This window comes from Alicyclobacillus sp. CIJ1, assembly GCF_057538885.1.
Genome location: NZ_BAAJPH010000143.1, coordinates 214,676 through 229,774 on the forward strand (window position 1 = coordinate 214,676; position 15,099 = coordinate 229,774).

Below are 15,099 nucleotides of genomic sequence, written 5' to 3' on the forward strand. Positions count from 1 at the left end.
ACATACTAGGCTGGCAGCGAGGAGGATGGCCATGCATGCAAAGCCGTTTCGCTTGCCGGCCTTGGCCTGGTGGCTTCTCATCGTCGGCGCGCTGTTTCAGCTTTCCATCAGCCTGTCTAACACGTTCGTCAGCATTTTTCTCTTCAAAGTCGACCGTTCCTTCTCCGCCATCGCCTGGTACCATCTACTCGTCTTTGCCACGCTCCCCGTCACATTCGTCCTGGCGGCGGCCATCGCGCGGCGCACGTCGACGGCCATGTCCCTGCGGATTGGCATCGCGCTCTACGCGCTCTTTTTCGCCGTCGCGCTGATGGTGGGCGAGGAAGCGGCGCACATGCCCGAGTTGCTCGGCGTGCTCACCGGCCTGGCGGAGGGCTCTTATTGGCTTGCGTTCGACGTGTTGAGCGTGGAATACACGGACCGCGAGGGTCACGAGCCGTTCTTTGGCCTGTTCGGCGTGCTCACCTCCGTGGCGAACGTCATCGCTCCGCCCGTCGCGGGCGCCCTCATCAGCCGGGAGGACGCGTACTTTGGCGGGCTCACGGGCTATCATGTGGTCTTCGGCATTTCGTTCGCCCTGTTTGTGGTCGCCACGCTCGTGAGCCTGCGTCTGAAGAGCGCGCGACTGGCCGAGCTTCGGCTCTGGGAGGGATTTCGCTCGCTTGCGCAGGAGCCGTGGCGGCGCGTCGTCCTTGGTTCGGCCGCGTACGGTGTGCGGGAGGGCGTCTTTATGTTTCTGCTTGGCCTCCTGTTCTACATCGTCACCGGCAGCGAAATGAAACTCGGCGAATTCCTGCTGTTGCAGGGCGCGCTCTCGTTTCTCGCGTTTTACGCCGCCGGGCGCTGGTCGGGTCGCTTCCGCTGGCGACTGTTTCTCGTGGGAGCCCTCGGCATTCTCGGCGCCAGCATCGCGTTTCTATGGTCCATCACGACGGTGACGCTCATCGTCTACGGCGTGCTGGCGGCGGCCGCGTTTCCCTTGTTTCTGGTCCCGCTGCAGGGCTACGTGTTCGACGCCATGCACACGCTGGCCGACGACGACGTGCCGTCCATTACGCACATCGTCGTCAGGGAGTGGCTCGAGAACGCCGGCCGCATCCTGGGCGTGGTCGCCTATTTCGTCGTGGCGTCGTTTGAGACGGCGCGTCAGGTGGGCGGATTTGCGTGGCTCGCGTTTGCGCTCGGCTTCATGCCGATGGTGACCTTTGCGCTGATTCAGCCCCTCGAATCCCGGATTTTCGGGCCGCGATCGCGCCATCAGCGGTTTCGACTTGGCGACAACGAGGAGAGCCACACGTCGGCGAAGCGGCGGGCGAGGCCGACGCCCTGACGTGGCAAGACCCGCTCCTCTGCCAAGGGTCGCCAGCGCATGGGAAGCGATTATAATGGGTTTGATGAGTGCGAAGGAGTGATCGCGTGGAATCCTTTCAAACCCTGGACGCGGGCCGGTGCCAGGTGCACACGCTGCTTCATCCTGCGTTTCGGACGAAGGAACTTTCGCTCAGGTTTCATCTGCGGATGGCGCGCAATCGCGTCACCGAGGTCGCGATGCTTCCCGCCGTGTGGATGAACGGAACGCGCAGTCTCCCGAGCTATCGGCAGATTGCGCTTGCAACGGACGATCTCTACGGCACTCACGTGCGCGCGTCCATCAGCAAGCGCGGCGGCTATCACATCGTCGAGGTGGGCGCGAGCGTCCCGGACGTGCCGGGCGAGGACGAGGCGTCGCTCGTGGATCGAGCGCTGGATCTCGTCCTGTCGCTGGCGCTCGATCACGCCATCGGCGCGGGAGGGTTTGCCGAGGCAGCCGTCCAACGCGAGAAGGAATTGCACCGCCGGCGAATCCGCGCGGTCCGAGATGACAAGGCGGCGTATGCGCTGCAGCGATGCCATCAGATCGCCTGTCGCGGCAGGCCGGCAGGGCTGCCGCGGCTTGGCTTTGAGGAAGACGTGGAGGCTCTCCTGCCGGATCGGCTGTACGAGGTCTACCAGAAGGTTCTCGCGCAGGCCGAGGTGCACGCCTACGCCGTGGGCCAGTTCCGCGATATGGCCGGCCTCGCGGCGCGGGTGGCGGATCGGCTGGCGAAAGCGCTGCCGACCAAGCCCGCGATGCGCGCGGACGAGGTAGATCGCGACGTCGTCTTGCCAGCGGAACTGCGCGACTTCGAAGAGGTCACCGAGGCTGAGGACGCGCAGCAGACGCAATTCGATCTCGCCTTTGCCTCCGGCGTCGGGTTCGGCGACGACGAGTACCCTGCGCTCGTGATGATGAACGGCGTGTTCGGCGGCTTTGCGCATTCGAAGCTTTTCATGAGCATCCGCGAACGCCGTTCGCTCGCGTACAGCGTGTGGTCATTCGTCGACGCCGCGACGGGGTTGCTCACGGTGTACGCGGGCATCTCGGCCGACAAGCGAGACGAGGTACGTCAAATCCTGGAGGCGGAGCTCGAGGCTCTGCGGCGCGGAGAAATCGAGGCGAGCGAGTGGCAGGAGACGCGCGCCACGCTGCGCAATCAGTATCAGCAGATGTTGGATCAGCCGGCTATGCTGATCGCTTGGCATCACCACGCGGTCATCGCAGGCAGGGAGCGGACCATCCCGGAGATGATCGAGTCCGTCGACCAGGTGCGCCCCGAGGACGCGGCGGCATTGGCTACCGCGCTTCGGCCCGTGTGCCTCTATGTCCTCGAGGGAAGGGGGAGCCGCGCATGAGCGACGCTCGGCACGTTTCACTTGAACTGCCGTTTGAGACGCGCACCTTCAGACTCGAAAACGGGCTCGTGGTCACCCTGATGCCGCGCCCTGCGCTCCATCAGACGTACGCCATGTTCGCCACCCGATACGGGTCGGTCGATCGCGCCTTTCGGACGGACGGCAAAGTGCATGAGATGCCCGACGGAATTGCGCACTTTTTGGAACACAAGATGTTCGAGGATCCCGAGATGGACGTGTTCGCGCGCTTCGCTGCCCATGGGGCGTCGGTCGACGCCTACACCACCTTCGATCACACGGCGTACTATTTCTCGGGCACGGGCGAGATTGCCAAGCACGTAGGCACGCTGCTCGACTTTGTTCAGTCCATCCACCTGACGGACGAAAACGTGGAGAAGGAGAAGGGCATCATCGCGCAGGAGATTCACATGGTGAACGACCACCCGGATCGCAGGGCCTATATGGAACTGCTCCGCGCGATGTACCACGTCCATCCGGTGCGCATCGACATCGCCGGCACCGTCGAATCGGTGCAGGCCATCACTAAGGAACAACTTCTGCTTTGTTACGAAACCTTTTACCACCCATCCAACATGGTGCTCGTCATCGCTGGCGGTTTTGACGCGGACGAGATCGCCCACGTCATCGAGGAAAACCAGGCCAAGAAGTCGTTCAAGGAGCCGCCTAGCATCGAGCGCCTGTACCCAGAAGAACCGCCGACGCCTGCGCGATCCCGTCATTGGGTGCATTTCCCGGTTCAGCAGCCCCGCCTCCTCGTCGGCTGGAAGGAGGCAAACGGGGCGAGTGGGTCGAATTTGATTGAACAGGACACGGCGATGACGATTCTGCTGGAGGCGCTCTTCGGTCCTACCTCGGCGTTTTACCAGAGCCTGCTGGACGAAGGGCTCGTCGACAAAGGCTTCTCCGCGGGCTACCAGTTGTCGAATACGTTCGGGTACACCTTGGTCGGCGGGAACACGCCGCATCCCGACGTGCTGGCCGAGCGGATCCAGTCGCATCTCGCGCGCGAGCGCGAGCGCGGGATCGACGAGGAGGCGTTTGAACGGGCTCGCAAAAAGATCATGGGCCGGGTGCTGATGAGCTTAGATCAGAACGCCTTTCTCGTCCGCAACTGGGTCGCGTACGTTCTCCGCGGCGCGGAGGCGTTTGCCTTTGCCGACGTGATCGCCGTGCTCCAAACCATGACGCTCGAACGTGCGAACGCACGCTTGCGGGAGCATCTGCGCGACGACAACATGGTGATAAGCGCGGTCGTGCCGTCCTGAGCGGCGCAAAGGATGAGGGCGTGTGTTCTTGAGGCGAAGAAGGAGTCGGACGTTCATGTGGATGTTGGCCATCCTCGTAGTTGTGGCGGCGGTGGCTGCGCTGTTGTACGCGCTCTATCGCCGGATGACGGCGGACTGGCCGCGGCCGAAGAGGCGAATGCCGGAGCACAGGCCCAAGCCAGATGCGTGGCGTGAGGAAGGACTTTACCTCTCCTGGCTGGGGCACTCGACGGTGCTGATGCAGATGGACGGCGTCCGCATCCTGACCGATCCGGTTCTGTTTCCACGCGTCGGGGTGCGGGCGTTCGGATGGACGTTTGGCCCCAGGCGCCACGTGGATTGCCCCATCCGGCCTGAAGCGTGTGGACCGGTCGATCTCGTCCTCCTGTCGCACGCCCACATGGATCACCTGGATCACGCGAGCCTACGGCGCGTGGTGACGAGGCAGACGGTGGTCGTGACGCCGCGAGGCACGGGTTACCTCGCCCGGTGGCATGGGCCGAAGGCCGTGTACGAGATGAGCCCGGGCGAGGAAATTCGGCTGGAGGATGGGACGGAGATCGCGGCCATCGAGGTCCGGCACTGGGGCAACAGGTATCCGTGGAACCGAAACATGGGCTATCAGGGCTACGTGGTTCGGCGGGGGCCGTGGTCGGTGTTTTTTGCCGGCGACACGGCGGCGACGGATCTCTCCGCGGTCAAGCAGTACGAGCCGCAGATCGCGTGCATGCCCATTGGCGCGTATGCACCCGCGCCGTTTGAGAACGCGCACTGCACACCGGAACAGGCTTGGGACATGTTTCTTCAGACGGGCGCCCAGGTCTTTGTTCCCATTCATCACGACACGTTCGTCCTTTCGCGCGAGCCCGTGGATGAGCCGCTTCAGCGGCTCATGGCTGTGGCCGACGGGGACAGGGTGTGGCCCATGCGGCATGGCGAGGTCTATTACGTGAAGTCACCCAAATCTATCGAGAAACCCAAGCGGCTCGATTGACGAACCCCCTGATTTGTCAGTACATTCGATCCCAGAGGTTCTAGAGTTGAGCCTGGCGAGGGCGGGCTCGCGCACTGTCACAAAGGAGAATGAACATGGAACATAGTGTCCGCCCGGGTTGGCCGGGCATTTTGGAGGTCTATGCAAACTTTCTTCCCGTCACCGAACACACGCCGCGGCTGACGTTGCACGAGGGGAACACGCCGCTCGTCTACGCGGACAAGCTGAGCGAGCGGCTCGAGTGCCACGTGTACCTCAAGTTCGAAGGCGCGAATCCGACGGGATCGTTCAAAGACCGGGGCATGGTGGTTGCAGTGGCCAAGGCCAAGGAGGCGGGCAAGCGCGTCGTCATCTGTGCCAGCACGGGCAACACGTCTGCGTCGGCGGCCGCCTACGCAGCGCGCGCGGGGCTCGAGGCGGTCATCCTCATCCCGCACGGCTACGTCGCGCTCGGCAAACTGGCGCAGGCCGTGCAGTACGGCGCTCGCATCGTCGCCATTCGCGGAAATTTCGATCAGGCGCTGGCCATCGTGCGCGAGGTCGCGGAACCGCTCGGCATGGAAGTGGTCAATTCCATCAACCCCTACCGCCTCATGGGCCAGCAGACGGCGGCGTTCGAGATCTGCGATGCCCTTGGGCGCGCGCCCGACGCGCTCTACATCCCCGTGGGCAACGCCGGCAACATCTCGGCCTACTGGATGGGATTCACGCGCTATTACGAGGAGAAGCGCATCCATGCGCGCCCCAAGATGTTCGGCTTCGAGGCCGAGGGCGCGGCGGCCATCGTGCGTGGAGAACCGATTGCGCATCCGGAGACCTTTGCGACGGCCATTCGCATCGGCAACCCGGCGTCCTGGGACAAGGCGGTCCGGGCCGCCCAGGAATCCGGTGGCGCCATCGACTGCGTGACGGATGATGCTATCGCCGAGGCGTACCGGCTCATCGCGCAGGAAGGCGTGTTCGCCGAGCCGGCTTCGGCGGCCAGCGTCGCGGGGCTGTTGAAGCGCCACCGCGAGGGCGGCGTGACCCGCGGCGAGACCGTGGTGTGTGTGCTGACGGGAAACGGTTTGAAAGATCCAGACAGCGCCATGCGCCTCGCCTCGCAAGAGGCCCTCGTCGTGGATGGCGATCCCGACGCGGTGCGGCGGGCGCTGGGTGGGCTGTCATGAGCCCGGGTGATATGCGCCGCTCGGTCACGGTCCGCGTGCCGGCGACCACCGCCAACCTGGGCCCAGGCTTCGACTGCCTGGGCATGGCGCTTCAGCTGTACAACACCTTCACGCTCCGCCTCGGCGAGCCGTTCGCCGTTCGCGTGAGTGGGGAGGCGGCCGAAGTTTTGCCGAAGACCGAGGACAACGCGGTCATCCAAGCCATGGACCGCCTGTTCGCGGAGGCGGGAGTCCACCGTGGCGCGTTGCCGCCCTTCGCCCTCGAGGTAGACAATCAGATTCCGGTGTCGTCCGGGCTTGGCTCCAGCGCATCGGCGATTGTGGCCGGCCTCGTGCTTGCCAATGCGCTCCTCGAGGAGTACGCGCCGGATCGAAAGCTAGGCCGGGATCGCCTGCTGCGGCTCGCCACTGAGCTCGAGGGGCACCCGGACAACGTCGCGCCCGCGCTTCTGGGCGGCGGCGTGCTGGCATTTCACGATCGCGCGGGCCTTCGCACGGCGGAAGTGCCGATTCCTCCGAATCTGCGCTTTGTGGCGGCGACGCCCGAATTCGCGCTGCCGACCGAACTCGCGCGCCGCGTCCTGCCGAAAGCCTATCCCCGGGACGAGGCCGTGGAAAACGTGGCGCAGTGCGCTCGATTGTTGCTGGCGCTGCTCAAGCCTGATCTCGACCTTCTCCGCGGAGGCATGCTGGATTACTTCCACGAGCCGTACCGCAAGCCGCTCGTGCCTGGAGCGGACGAGGTCGAGCGGGCGGCCATGGCCGCAGGCGCGTACGCCGTCACGCTGAGCGGCGCAGGACCCACGCTGCTCGCCTGGTGCAAGCCGGACGTGGCCCTTCGCGTGGCGGATGAGATGACGCTCGCGTGGCGCAACGCAGGCACGCCGTGTCGGGCGCTCGTGCTGCGGCCGGTGCACGGCGAGACGCGCGCGCATTGGAAGTTGGAATCAACAGGAGACGAGGTGTGAAGATGGATATTCGAGAGACGTTGCCCAACACGCTGATGGCCCATCTGGGCATGGAGGTGTTGGAGGCCACCAAGGACCGCGTGGTAATGACCATGCCCGTGGATAGCCGCACGCATCAGCCGATGGGGCTCTTGCACGGCGGTGCGAGCGTGGCGCTCGCCGAGTCCGCAGCCAGCCTGGGCGGCGCTTTGAACGTAAGCGATCAGGGGAAGACCGTTGTCGGGATGGAGATTAACGCCAACCATCTTCGCTCCATGCGGGAGGGCGTGGTGAAGGCCATCGCCGAACCCATCCACCGGGGATCGACCACGCAGGTGTGGCAGATCCGCATCGTGGACGAGCGGGATCGCCTCGTGTGCATCTCTCGCTGTACGCTCGCCGTCATCCAGAACCGGGGGCGCATGGAGCGCGTGACGCCGACTGAAAGCTGAGCGCCTGTGGAGTGGGCGGCGCGGGCCCCTTCGGCCTTTGGGCGCCGCCCCGCTCATGCCGGGGGAGCCGGAGGCGGGAGCGGACCAATGGTCAGGTCGGCCATGGCCACCTCGGTGTTTGGGCACGCCGCGAGCGCTTTCAGCACGGCGATGGTGGGGCGCACGGCAGGGAGTTCACCGGATTCAACGCGCGTGAGCATGTCTCGCGCAGGCGCCCACAGCGCGGCGTCGAGCTCCGCGCCATGGACGCGCGGTTCGCCGAGATGTTGGCCCACGCAGAGGAAGAACCGCGTGTCGAACCGCACCGGCTGGGTCGGCGGCGTGACGAAGCGGCCAATGCGCCGAAGGAAGCCGAGATCAAACGCGAGGCTGTGCGCGGAAAGCCACGCCGAGAGCGCATCTGCGCCCTTGCACAGTTCCGCCTGCTCTTCCGGCAGAAGTGGTATGTCCTTCCTGGTTCCCTCGCTGTCCCGCACGGAGAGCAGCCAGCCGATTTCTTCCGCCGTTTCTCGAAGCGCGGTGACGGCCAAGGCGGCATCCTCGTCATCCTCTGCGCCCCTCGGCCTGCCGAACGCGCGCTTAGCCAGTTCGGCGTCGGACAGATCCGCCGCGCCCCCCGGGAAGGCCACGAAGCCGGGCAAAAACCGCATGGTCTTGGCGCGCCGGACCACAAGCACCTCGATGTCGCCATTCGCCCCGTCTCGGATGACCACGAGCGTGGCCGCCTTTCGAATCTCCGTCATGCCGATCCCGCCTCCTCCTTCAGCATGGGCGCCACCTCGTTCATCCGCAGGGACACGAAGGCGGCCCGGGCCTCCCGCTCCAGCCGGTCGTCCAGCGGCTCGAGGTGATCCGGCAGATGGGCGTAGGCCAGGGCGTCGCGCAGCACCGCATCCGCCAGCGCCGGGTTTTTCGGCAGAAGCGGGCCGTGCACGTAGGTGCCCCAGATGTTCAGATGGCGCAGGCCCTCGTGGCCGCTTACCCCATCGTTGCCGTGTCCGTAAACGACGCGCCCGAGCGGCCGATGGCCGTGGCGCGTGCGCCCACCGTGGTTTTCAAATCCGACGATCACGCCAACCTCATCGCTCCACACGGCGATGTTGCCAATGAGCCGTGGCGCATCGGGGCTCGCCTCGGTCACCATCTCCACGAGGCCGATGCCGGGGACCTTTTCGCCGCTCGGAAGTTGGTAGTATTCGCCGAGGAGCTGATAACCGCCGCAGATGGCGAGAACCGGAAGACCATCCTGCACGGCACTCCGAAACGCCGGCGCGCAGGCCCGCAGCTTTTCCGCGACAATCGCCTGCTCGCGGTCGGACCCGCCTCCCAGAAGTACGAGGTGATAGCGCGAGAAGTCCGGGACCTCGCTGTGCGTCACGCGCGCCACTTCGACCTCGTAGCCGCGCCATTCGAGCCGCCGCCGAAGCACGGCGATGTTGCCGCGATCGGCATAGAGATTCAGCAGATCAGGATACAGATGTGCGATACACAGCGCCTTCCGGCTCATGCTCATCCCTTCTTTCTGAAAGCCAGCGGGCCGCGGGATGCAAAAGCGTATACGTCACGAGCGCATGCATGGCGGCGCCTGTGGCGGAACTGTGGGAAAGCCCCTCGCAGAGCGCCGCTTCTAAGTCGGGTTGGACGCGGATCCGCGATTCCGGAAGGCCCGCGTATTTCAGCCGGAGCGCCATGTCGTGCGCGCGAAAACCCGTGGTGACGACGGCCGTCAGGCGGGGGTCTTCCGCGAGCAGTTCGAAGTCCGCGTCCCAAAGCCAAGACACGTCCCGCCCGTCGGCCGCGAGGTCGTTTACGCCAATGACGAGGACCTTATCCCTTCCATCCGACACCACGGTATCCAGGACGCTGTCGCAGCCGGTGGGATTCTTGATCAGGTGAAGGGTCACAGGCGCCTCGAGGTCGAAGCGCTGCATGCGTCCCTCGGGCGGCTGGTACGCCCGAAGCCCCCCGTGGATGGCCTCGCCGGTGAGGCCGAGCGCCCGCGCCGCAGAGGCGGCTGCGAGCACGTTATAGGCGTTGTATAGGCCGGAAACCGGGAGATCCAGCAGGAGGTCCGGCAACCCTTCTTCGGAGAACCGCAGGAACCCGCCCTGGAGTTCTCCCTGAAACGCGGGGTGCGGGCGAACGAAGTCGCAGCCTTCGCACTGATACAGGCCGAGCTGGCCGTACCAGAACCCCTCGTATCGAAGCGGCCGTCCGCACATCAGGCAGAACTGCCCGTCGCGCATTTGCTCGCGCCGGGGCGATCTCGCCGTGCCTCGAGCCATACCGTAGTAGATCGTCTGGCGCGAGGAGCGCAGGCCGAGATACCGGCAGAGCGGATCGTCCCCATTCAGGACGAGTGTCGCCTGCGTCTTTCGTATCCCTTCCAACAGCTTTGCCAGGGTGCCATCCAACTCACCGTACCGGTCCAACTGATCGCGAAACACGTTCGTCACGACGATCACGGCCACCGGCAGGTCCGGTGCGACCGCCGGCAGCGTCGCCTCGTCGATCTCCAAAACCGCCGTGTCCGCGGATAGCCGGCCTGTCCAAGAACAGGACCGCAAAAACGCCGTGGCAATGCCTTGGGCGAGGTTCGCGCCTTTGTGGTTGGTGACCACGGGTTCGCGTTCAGCCACCATACTCGCCAGGAGGGCGGTCGTGGTCGTCTTCCCGTTGGTGCCGGTGACCGCGATGACGCGCTTCACCTTTCCGCCAAATCGCCGGATGAGGCCGGGTGAAATGCGGAGCGCCACTTTACCCGGCAAACTGGTGGCGTCTCTGCCGCGCAGCCTGAGGACCCACAGGACGAGCTTGCCGATCCAGATGCCGAGCATAAAGGCATGCATCCTTTCCATGTCGCAGATGGGGTCCGTGGACAACGTCGCGCCCAACGGTTTTCTCCCGTGGATTATACTATATTTCGATCGCCCGGGCTTGCCGCCCGACGAAGGAGGATGTACAGCTTGTACCATTTGTACGGTTACCGGCGTTGCTCGACATGCCGAAACGCGCAGGCGTTCCTCGAGCGCCTGGGCGCCGACGTGTCGTTTCACGACATCGTCGAACATCCGCCCGACGTGGCCACCCTGCGCACGTGGCTCGAAGCCGTGGGCGGCGACATCCGGTCGCTCGTCAACACCCGCGGCGAGGTCTATCGGAGGCGGGGGCTGAAAGAGGTGGACACTTGGCTCGAAGAGATGCATCGAGACGGAAAACTCATCCGCCGCCCTGTGCTCGTGACGCCTTCTGAACGGGTCATTGTGGGCTTCGACGAGGCGGCCTACCGCGACGCCGTGGCCGAGGAGCAGGCGCCATGAAGCGACGCCTCTTCTTCGGGCTCGAGTTACCTGGCGCCTGGAAGGACGAGATTGCAGAGCGATGCGCGTCCATTCGGCAACAGGGCCAGGTCATCGCGCGCAACTGGTCGCGCAAGGAGATGTACCATTTGACCGTGTTGTTCCTTGGCGCCGTCGACTCGGCCGATCTCGACCGCGCCTTCCTGGCGGGAGCGCGAGCCGCCGGCCAGCAGGCGCCGTTCCGGCTCACCACGGGTCCGTTCGGCAGGTTCCTCCAAAGCCGCGTGTTCTGGCTTGGGCTCGACGAGATCGAATCTAATCTTGCCGAGCTCACCGCACTCTACCGGCGCGTGCGAGCGGCCACTGAGGAGGCGCTGCCGAGCGTGCGCCTGGAAGACAGGCCGTATCGCCCTCACATCACGCTCGCTCGGGAGCTTCGCCATTACGCGGAACCCGAACTCGTGGCGCCGAAGCCCATGAGTCACGAGTTCACGGAGTTATGTCTGTTCGAGTCAACCCGCGAGAGTGGACAACTCGCCTATCCCATTATCCGGCGCTTCCCATTTTCCGGCGCTTCCGCGATTCGTACGCCAGAAGGCCGAGGGCGTTGAGGGTGAGGTCCAACTGGATAGCTTGTGGGCGGAAGGCCGAGGCGTCGAATCCGAGTTCGCCCAGCCTCTCTCGGACGATGTCGGCCTGCGCCTGGACGAGCGCTTCGGGGGACGGACGATCGTCAAAGGTCCTCTCAATGAGCTCGCGGAACCTGTCGGCATAGTACACGGTTTCCCGAAGGGCCTCGTCCTTGGGCGAGGGGCCGAAGTGCGCCTGATACACCGTCTCCATCGGCAGCTTCGCGAACATCTCGCACGTCCGGTGGACGGCTTCCGGATCAAAGTCCACCGGTGAGGTGGAGGGCATCACGAACTCGTAGGGAAAGCCTGTGAACCCCTTGACGAACCTGAGGCCCGCGCTGTCTCCCGTGAAAATGCCGTTGGAGACGGGATCCGCAATGGCGAAGTGATGGCTCGCGTGTCCGGGCGCATCGAGGAACAGCAGGCGCCGCTCTCCAATCACGAGCTCGGTCTCGTGGGGCATCGCTTGAACTTGTTCGGCCGGGACGGGTTCGAGAGGCCCGAAGAGTTGGTCGAGCCGCTCCCCGTACACCTCGCGGGCGCCCTGATAGAGGCGGGACGGATCGATCATATGCCGTGCGCCGCGCGGGTGGACGAGCAGCTTGGCCTGCGGCGCCAGCTTCATGAATTGGCCCGCGCCGCCCGCATGATCGAGGTGAACGTGCGTCACGGCGACGTAGGCGAGATCCGTCGGCGCGAGGCCCAGAGCGCGTAGCCCCGCGAGCAGCGCATCGTGCGACCGGGCGGAACCGGTTTCAATGAGCAGCGGCTCGCGATCGCGCACGAGATAAGCGCACGTGCGGTACCGCATGCCGAGTTCCATGAGGTCAATCAGAAAGACTCCGCGCGCGATCTCGACGGGCTGTGGGTACGACGCATGCTGTCCTTCCATGATTTCTTACCCCCTAGCGCTTGTGGCGGCGAAAGGGTTCGCCAGGTTTTCGCGATCGTTCGTCGCGCCGTTTCGTGGCGGCCGCTTCGCGGCTCGCTCGCCAAGTGAGCGAGATGGGGCGATCCGCCTGATTCAGGGACGCCCCACGGCTCGTCGCGTCGGCTTTGCGAAACGGGCTCGTCCGAAAGCTCGACAGGCGCGCCACCGGCGCACGCCCGGAAGACCGCCTAGACCGGTCCGTGGCGTCCTGACGAGTGGCTCGGATCTCGTCGACCGAGATGATGTCGGCGAGGGTGTCCTCCTCCGGCAACTCCAGTTCGGTCTCGCGTGAAACGCTGAGCAAAATCCCCATGGCAGCTAGATTCATGACGAGGTCCGTGCCGCCGTAGCTGATGAACGGGAGGGGAATCCCTGTGACCGGCAGGAGCCACGTCACGGCGCCAAGGTTGATGAGCGCCTGCACGATGATGGACGCGGTGAGCCCAATCGCGAGGAGCGATCCGAACCTATCGCGCGCGTATCGTGCGATATGAAAGCCTCGCCAAATGACGACGGCGAAGATCGCCAAAAGCCCGAGATCGCCGAGCCATCCCCATTCTTCGGTGAACACCGCGAAGATAAAATCGGTGTAGGCCTCCGGCAGGTAACCCGTGGCGGAGATGCTCGAGGCAAACCCGCGACCTGTCAGTCCCCCATTGGCAATGGCCGTGAGGCCCTGAATGAGTTGATAGCCGGACGATTTCGGATGTTGAAACGGGTGAAAGAACGCCACGAGGCGGCTCGAGCGGTATTCGGCCATGCGCGCGCCCAGGAAACCCACCACCACAGCCGTACCCAGAGTGATCCCGAGGGGTTTCCCTGGAACGCCTGCCGCGAACAGGAGCACCATGGCGGTCAGGAAGATGCAGAGGGCCGTGCCCATGTCGGGTTCGATGAACACGAGCACAATCGTCACAGCCACCATAACCATGGCCGGCCTGAAGGTCCGCCGGAGATCACGCAAAATGGGAAGTTTTCTCGTCAGCAAATAGGACAGGTACACCACGAGAACCATCAGCGCGATCTCGGACGGCTGGATGTGGACACTGGTGGTGCCAATCCATCGCGTGGCGCCTAGACTCCGGTGACCGATGCCTGGCACCATCACAATGACAAGGAGGCCAAGTGCGGCAAGCATCATCTTGGGCGCGTGTTGGTACCAGAAGTGATAAGGGATGAACGTGCACAAGCCCATGGCGGCAAGACCTAGGATGGCCGCCGCGAGCTGCCGAATGGCGAAGTGATCCGGGGAGAGGCCTTGGTGAATGTCATACACCATGCTCGCGGAGTACACCGTCACCACGCCAATGCCGGTCAACATGAGGACCGCGATGAAAAGCACGTAATCCGGTTGATGCCGCTCGGTCCGCACGTCCACACCCCGCTTTGCGCTGTCTAGGTTATGTCCTCATTCGACAGCTTACGGCCATTCCCTCCTAGAAGGCAAGCGGTGCCTCACCACCAGTGAATCCCGATGGCAGTGATTCCCAGAATAGCGGCGAGCGGGATGGCGAGGTGCCACGGGCTTTGCGGTCCTCCGGGCGGCCCGTACGGGTTTTGCGAGGGGCCGGGAGGCATGCCGTGAGGGCCGGGACCGAACAGGCCGCGCGGATGGTCGAGTGACGGGATGGGCGCGTCTGCGCGCACCGCGTTTCGCAGGATGAGATGATGCCGCGTCACGTGGACCACCACGCCTTGAAACGATCCGAAATGCGTGTGGCAATGGACGTGGCGACCCAAGTATGCACCGACTTCGCGAAGCGTAAGCATAGGTGAACGCCTCCTTTCTCGATTACGTTACGGGGCATCCGTCCGCTTTGGCTGGGCGGTTGCACCGATGGAGAGCGCCGTGAAAAAATTCCTTGAAGGGCGGATGCACATGGTTGGGGCGCAGCGCCCGCGAGTTCGGATCTTCGCACACAGGGGCGCGAGTCGCGAGGCGCCTGAAAACACGTTGCTGGCGTTCCAAATCGCGCTGCGCCAAGGGGCAGACGTGATCGAGACGGATGTCCACTGGACGAAGGACCGAGAACTCGTCATCTGTCACGATGAGCGCATTGATGCAGTCTCGGACGGAGCGGGCGCTATTGCGGACATGACCTACCAGGAACTCTTGCGTTACGACTTTGGATATCGATTCACGCGCGATGGCGGCAGAACGTACCCGTACAGGGGATGCGGAATTCGCATTGCGACGCTGCGCGAGGCGCTGCGCGCGTTTCCGGGCGTCCATTTCAACGTGGACTTGAAACCGAAGCGCGCTCTTGTCGGTCTATTTCTGCGGGTGCTTGAGGAAGAGGATGCGCTTGAGCGCGTGACGCTGGCTTCCTTTCATCATCGGACGCTTGTGGAAGCCCGAGCGCGCTGTCCTCGGCTCAGGACGAGCGCTTCACCCCTGGAGGTGGCGCGCTTGTTGGCGATGACGCGCGCGGGGTGGGCGTTCGGCGGGCGGGCGAGGATGCCTTTCGACGCCGTTCAAGTGCCGATTCGCCAACATGGCGTTCGGGTGGTGACGCCTCGATTCGTCGAGTTTGCTCACCGATGTCACTTGGAGGTCGACGTGTGGACCGTCGACGATCCGCATGTGATGCGAGATCTCATTCGGCAGGGCGTGGACGGCATTGTCACAAATTCGCCGCAGATCTTGCAAAAGCTCCTGCTGGAACTGGAACAATAA

The 15,099-nt window shown here is 64.3% G+C and carries 16 protein-coding genes; 10 read left to right on the forward strand and 6 right to left on the reverse strand.

Features of this window, described 5'->3' with window-relative positions:
- The first annotated feature begins 31 nt into the window (after positions 1–31).
- The 7 genes from AC27E8_RS14095 (at position 32) to AC27E8_RS14125 (ending at position 7,560) form a co-directional block, all read left to right on the forward strand.
- The gene (locus AC27E8_RS14095; protein ID WP_487099896.1) at positions 32–1,330 is read left to right on the forward strand and encodes an MFS transporter; all 1,299 of its coding nucleotides are present in this window, start codon (positions 32–34) and stop codon (positions 1,328–1,330) included.
- 86 nt (positions 1,331–1,416) lie between these two features.
- Positions 1,417–2,712 carry an EF-P 5-aminopentanol modification-associated protein YfmF gene (gene yfmF, locus AC27E8_RS14100; RefSeq protein ID WP_487099897.1) on the forward strand — a complete coding sequence of 432 codons (1,296 nt, stop codon included), beginning with the start codon at positions 1,417–1,419 and terminating at the stop codon, positions 2,710–2,712.
- Positions 2,709–3,998, forward strand: coding sequence for an EF-P 5-aminopentanol modification-associated protein YfmH (gene yfmH, locus AC27E8_RS14105; protein WP_487099898.1), 1,290 nt, complete (start codon positions 2,709–2,711; stop codon positions 3,996–3,998). The genes yfmF and yfmH overlap by 4 nt, the downstream gene beginning before the upstream one ends.
- Positions 3,999–4,053: 55 nt before the next feature.
- Positions 4,054–4,992, forward strand: a complete 939-nt coding sequence (locus tag AC27E8_RS14110; RefSeq protein ID WP_487099900.1) for an MBL fold metallo-hydrolase — start codon at positions 4,054–4,056, stop codon at positions 4,990–4,992.
- A gap of 95 nt (positions 4,993–5,087) precedes the next feature.
- Complete coding sequence (gene thrC, locus AC27E8_RS14115; RefSeq protein WP_487099902.1) at positions 5,088–6,161, forward strand: threonine synthase; 1,074 nt, start codon at positions 5,088–5,090, stop codon at positions 6,159–6,161.
- Positions 6,158–7,129 carry a homoserine kinase gene (thrB, locus tag AC27E8_RS14120; RefSeq protein WP_487099903.1) on the forward strand — a complete coding sequence of 324 codons (972 nt, stop codon included), beginning with the start codon at positions 6,158–6,160 and terminating at the stop codon, positions 7,127–7,129. Before thrC ends, thrB begins: the two co-directional genes overlap by 4 nt.
- Positions 7,130–7,149: 20 nt before the next feature.
- A complete protein-coding gene (locus AC27E8_RS14125; RefSeq protein WP_487099975.1) occupies positions 7,150–7,560 on the forward strand; it encodes a hotdog fold thioesterase in 411 nt (136 codons plus the stop codon).
- A 53-nt stretch (positions 7,561–7,613) separates the two neighbouring features.
- On the opposite strand, the gene AC27E8_RS14130 is transcribed toward AC27E8_RS14125, so the two are convergent.
- Genes AC27E8_RS14130 through AC27E8_RS14140 form a run of 3 tightly spaced genes read right to left on the reverse strand, consistent with a single transcriptional unit; the run spans position 7,614 to position 10,397 of the window.
- The gene (locus AC27E8_RS14130) at positions 7,614–8,303 is read right to left on the reverse strand and encodes an NUDIX hydrolase (RefSeq protein ID WP_487099905.1); all 690 of its coding nucleotides are present in this window, start codon (positions 8,301–8,303) and stop codon (positions 7,614–7,616) included.
- The gene (locus AC27E8_RS14135) at positions 8,300–9,067 is read right to left on the reverse strand and encodes a type 1 glutamine amidotransferase (RefSeq protein WP_487099906.1); all 768 of its coding nucleotides are present in this window, start codon (positions 9,065–9,067) and stop codon (positions 8,300–8,302) included. The genes AC27E8_RS14130 and AC27E8_RS14135 overlap by 4 nt, the downstream gene beginning before the upstream one ends.
- On the reverse strand, positions 9,027–10,397 hold the full coding sequence (locus tag AC27E8_RS14140) for a MurT ligase domain-containing protein (RefSeq protein WP_487099907.1): 1,371 nt from the start codon (positions 10,395–10,397) through the stop codon (positions 9,027–9,029). The genes AC27E8_RS14135 and AC27E8_RS14140 overlap by 41 nt, the downstream gene beginning before the upstream one ends.
- Positions 10,398–10,517: 120 nt before the next feature.
- Between AC27E8_RS14140 and AC27E8_RS14145 the strand changes: the two genes are divergently transcribed.
- Both AC27E8_RS14145 and thpR read left to right on the forward strand, forming a co-directional pair.
- On the forward strand, positions 10,518–10,880 hold the full coding sequence (locus tag AC27E8_RS14145; RefSeq protein ID WP_487099908.1) for an arsenate reductase family protein: 363 nt from the start codon (positions 10,518–10,520) through the stop codon (positions 10,878–10,880).
- Positions 10,877–11,470 carry an RNA 2',3'-cyclic phosphodiesterase gene (thpR, locus tag AC27E8_RS14150; protein ID WP_487099909.1) on the forward strand — a complete coding sequence of 198 codons (594 nt, stop codon included), beginning with the start codon at positions 10,877–10,879 and terminating at the stop codon, positions 11,468–11,470. Before AC27E8_RS14145 ends, thpR begins: the two co-directional genes overlap by 4 nt.
- On the opposite strand, the gene AC27E8_RS14155 is transcribed toward thpR, so the two are convergent.
- The 3 genes from AC27E8_RS14155 to AC27E8_RS14165 form a co-directional block, all read right to left on the reverse strand.
- The gene (locus AC27E8_RS14155; RefSeq protein ID WP_487099910.1) at positions 11,406–12,383 is read right to left on the reverse strand and encodes an MBL fold metallo-hydrolase; all 978 of its coding nucleotides are present in this window, start codon (positions 12,381–12,383) and stop codon (positions 11,406–11,408) included. The two genes, thpR and AC27E8_RS14155, sit on opposite strands and share 65 nt — an antisense overlap.
- Before the next feature lie 13 nt (positions 12,384–12,396).
- Positions 12,397–13,794 (reverse strand): putative lipid II flippase FtsW, encoded by a 1,398-nt coding sequence (gene ftsW, locus AC27E8_RS14160; protein ID WP_487099911.1) that lies wholly within the window; start codon positions 13,792–13,794, stop codon positions 12,397–12,399.
- Positions 13,795–13,877: 83 nt separating this feature from the next.
- On the reverse strand, positions 13,878–14,192 hold the full coding sequence (locus tag AC27E8_RS14165; RefSeq protein ID WP_487099912.1) for a hypothetical protein: 315 nt from the start codon (positions 14,190–14,192) through the stop codon (positions 13,878–13,880).
- 79 nt (positions 14,193–14,271) lie between these two features.
- Here AC27E8_RS14165 and AC27E8_RS14170 point away from each other — a divergent pair, with 79 nt between their 5' ends.
- The gene (locus tag AC27E8_RS14170) at positions 14,272–15,099 is read left to right on the forward strand and encodes a glycerophosphodiester phosphodiesterase family protein (RefSeq protein ID WP_487099913.1); all 828 of its coding nucleotides are present in this window, start codon (positions 14,272–14,274) and stop codon (positions 15,097–15,099) included.

What these genes read in the sequence shown, in the direction of transcription:
- AC27E8_RS14095 (WP_487099896.1), top strand. Translation starts at nt 32, where the DNA reads ATGCATGCAAAGCCGTTTCGCTTGCCGGCCTTGGCCTGGTGGCTTCTC.
- yfmH (WP_487099898.1), top strand. Translation starts at nt 2,709, where the DNA reads ATGAGCGACGCTCGGCACGTTTCACTTGAACTGCCGTTTGAGACGCGC.
- AC27E8_RS14110 (WP_487099900.1), top strand. Translation starts at nt 4,054, where the DNA reads ATGTGGATGTTGGCCATCCTCGTAGTTGTGGCGGCGGTGGCTGCGCTG.
- thrC (WP_487099902.1), top strand. Translation starts at nt 5,088, where the DNA reads ATGGAACATAGTGTCCGCCCGGGTTGGCCGGGCATTTTGGAGGTCTAT.
- thrB (WP_487099903.1), top strand. Translation starts at nt 6,158, where the DNA reads ATGAGCCCGGGTGATATGCGCCGCTCGGTCACGGTCCGCGTGCCGGCG.
- AC27E8_RS14130 (WP_487099905.1), bottom strand. Translation starts at nt 8,303, where the DNA reads ATGACGGAGATTCGAAAGGCGGCCACGCTCGTGGTCATCCGAGACGGG.
- AC27E8_RS14135 (WP_487099906.1), bottom strand. Translation starts at nt 9,067, where the DNA reads ATGAGCCGGAAGGCGCTGTGTATCGCACATCTGTATCCTGATCTGCTG.
- AC27E8_RS14140 (WP_487099907.1), bottom strand. Translation starts at nt 10,397, where the DNA reads ATGCTCGGCATCTGGATCGGCAAGCTCGTCCTGTGGGTCCTCAGGCTG.
- AC27E8_RS14145 (WP_487099908.1), top strand. Translation starts at nt 10,518, where the DNA reads ATGTACAGCTTGTACCATTTGTACGGTTACCGGCGTTGCTCGACATGC.
- thpR (WP_487099909.1), top strand. Translation starts at nt 10,877, where the DNA reads ATGAAGCGACGCCTCTTCTTCGGGCTCGAGTTACCTGGCGCCTGGAAG.
- AC27E8_RS14155 (WP_487099910.1), bottom strand. Translation starts at nt 12,383, where the DNA reads ATGGAAGGACAGCATGCGTCGTACCCACAGCCCGTCGAGATCGCGCGC.
- AC27E8_RS14165 (WP_487099912.1), bottom strand. Translation starts at nt 14,192, where the DNA reads ATGCTTACGCTTCGCGAAGTCGGTGCATACTTGGGTCGCCACGTCCAT.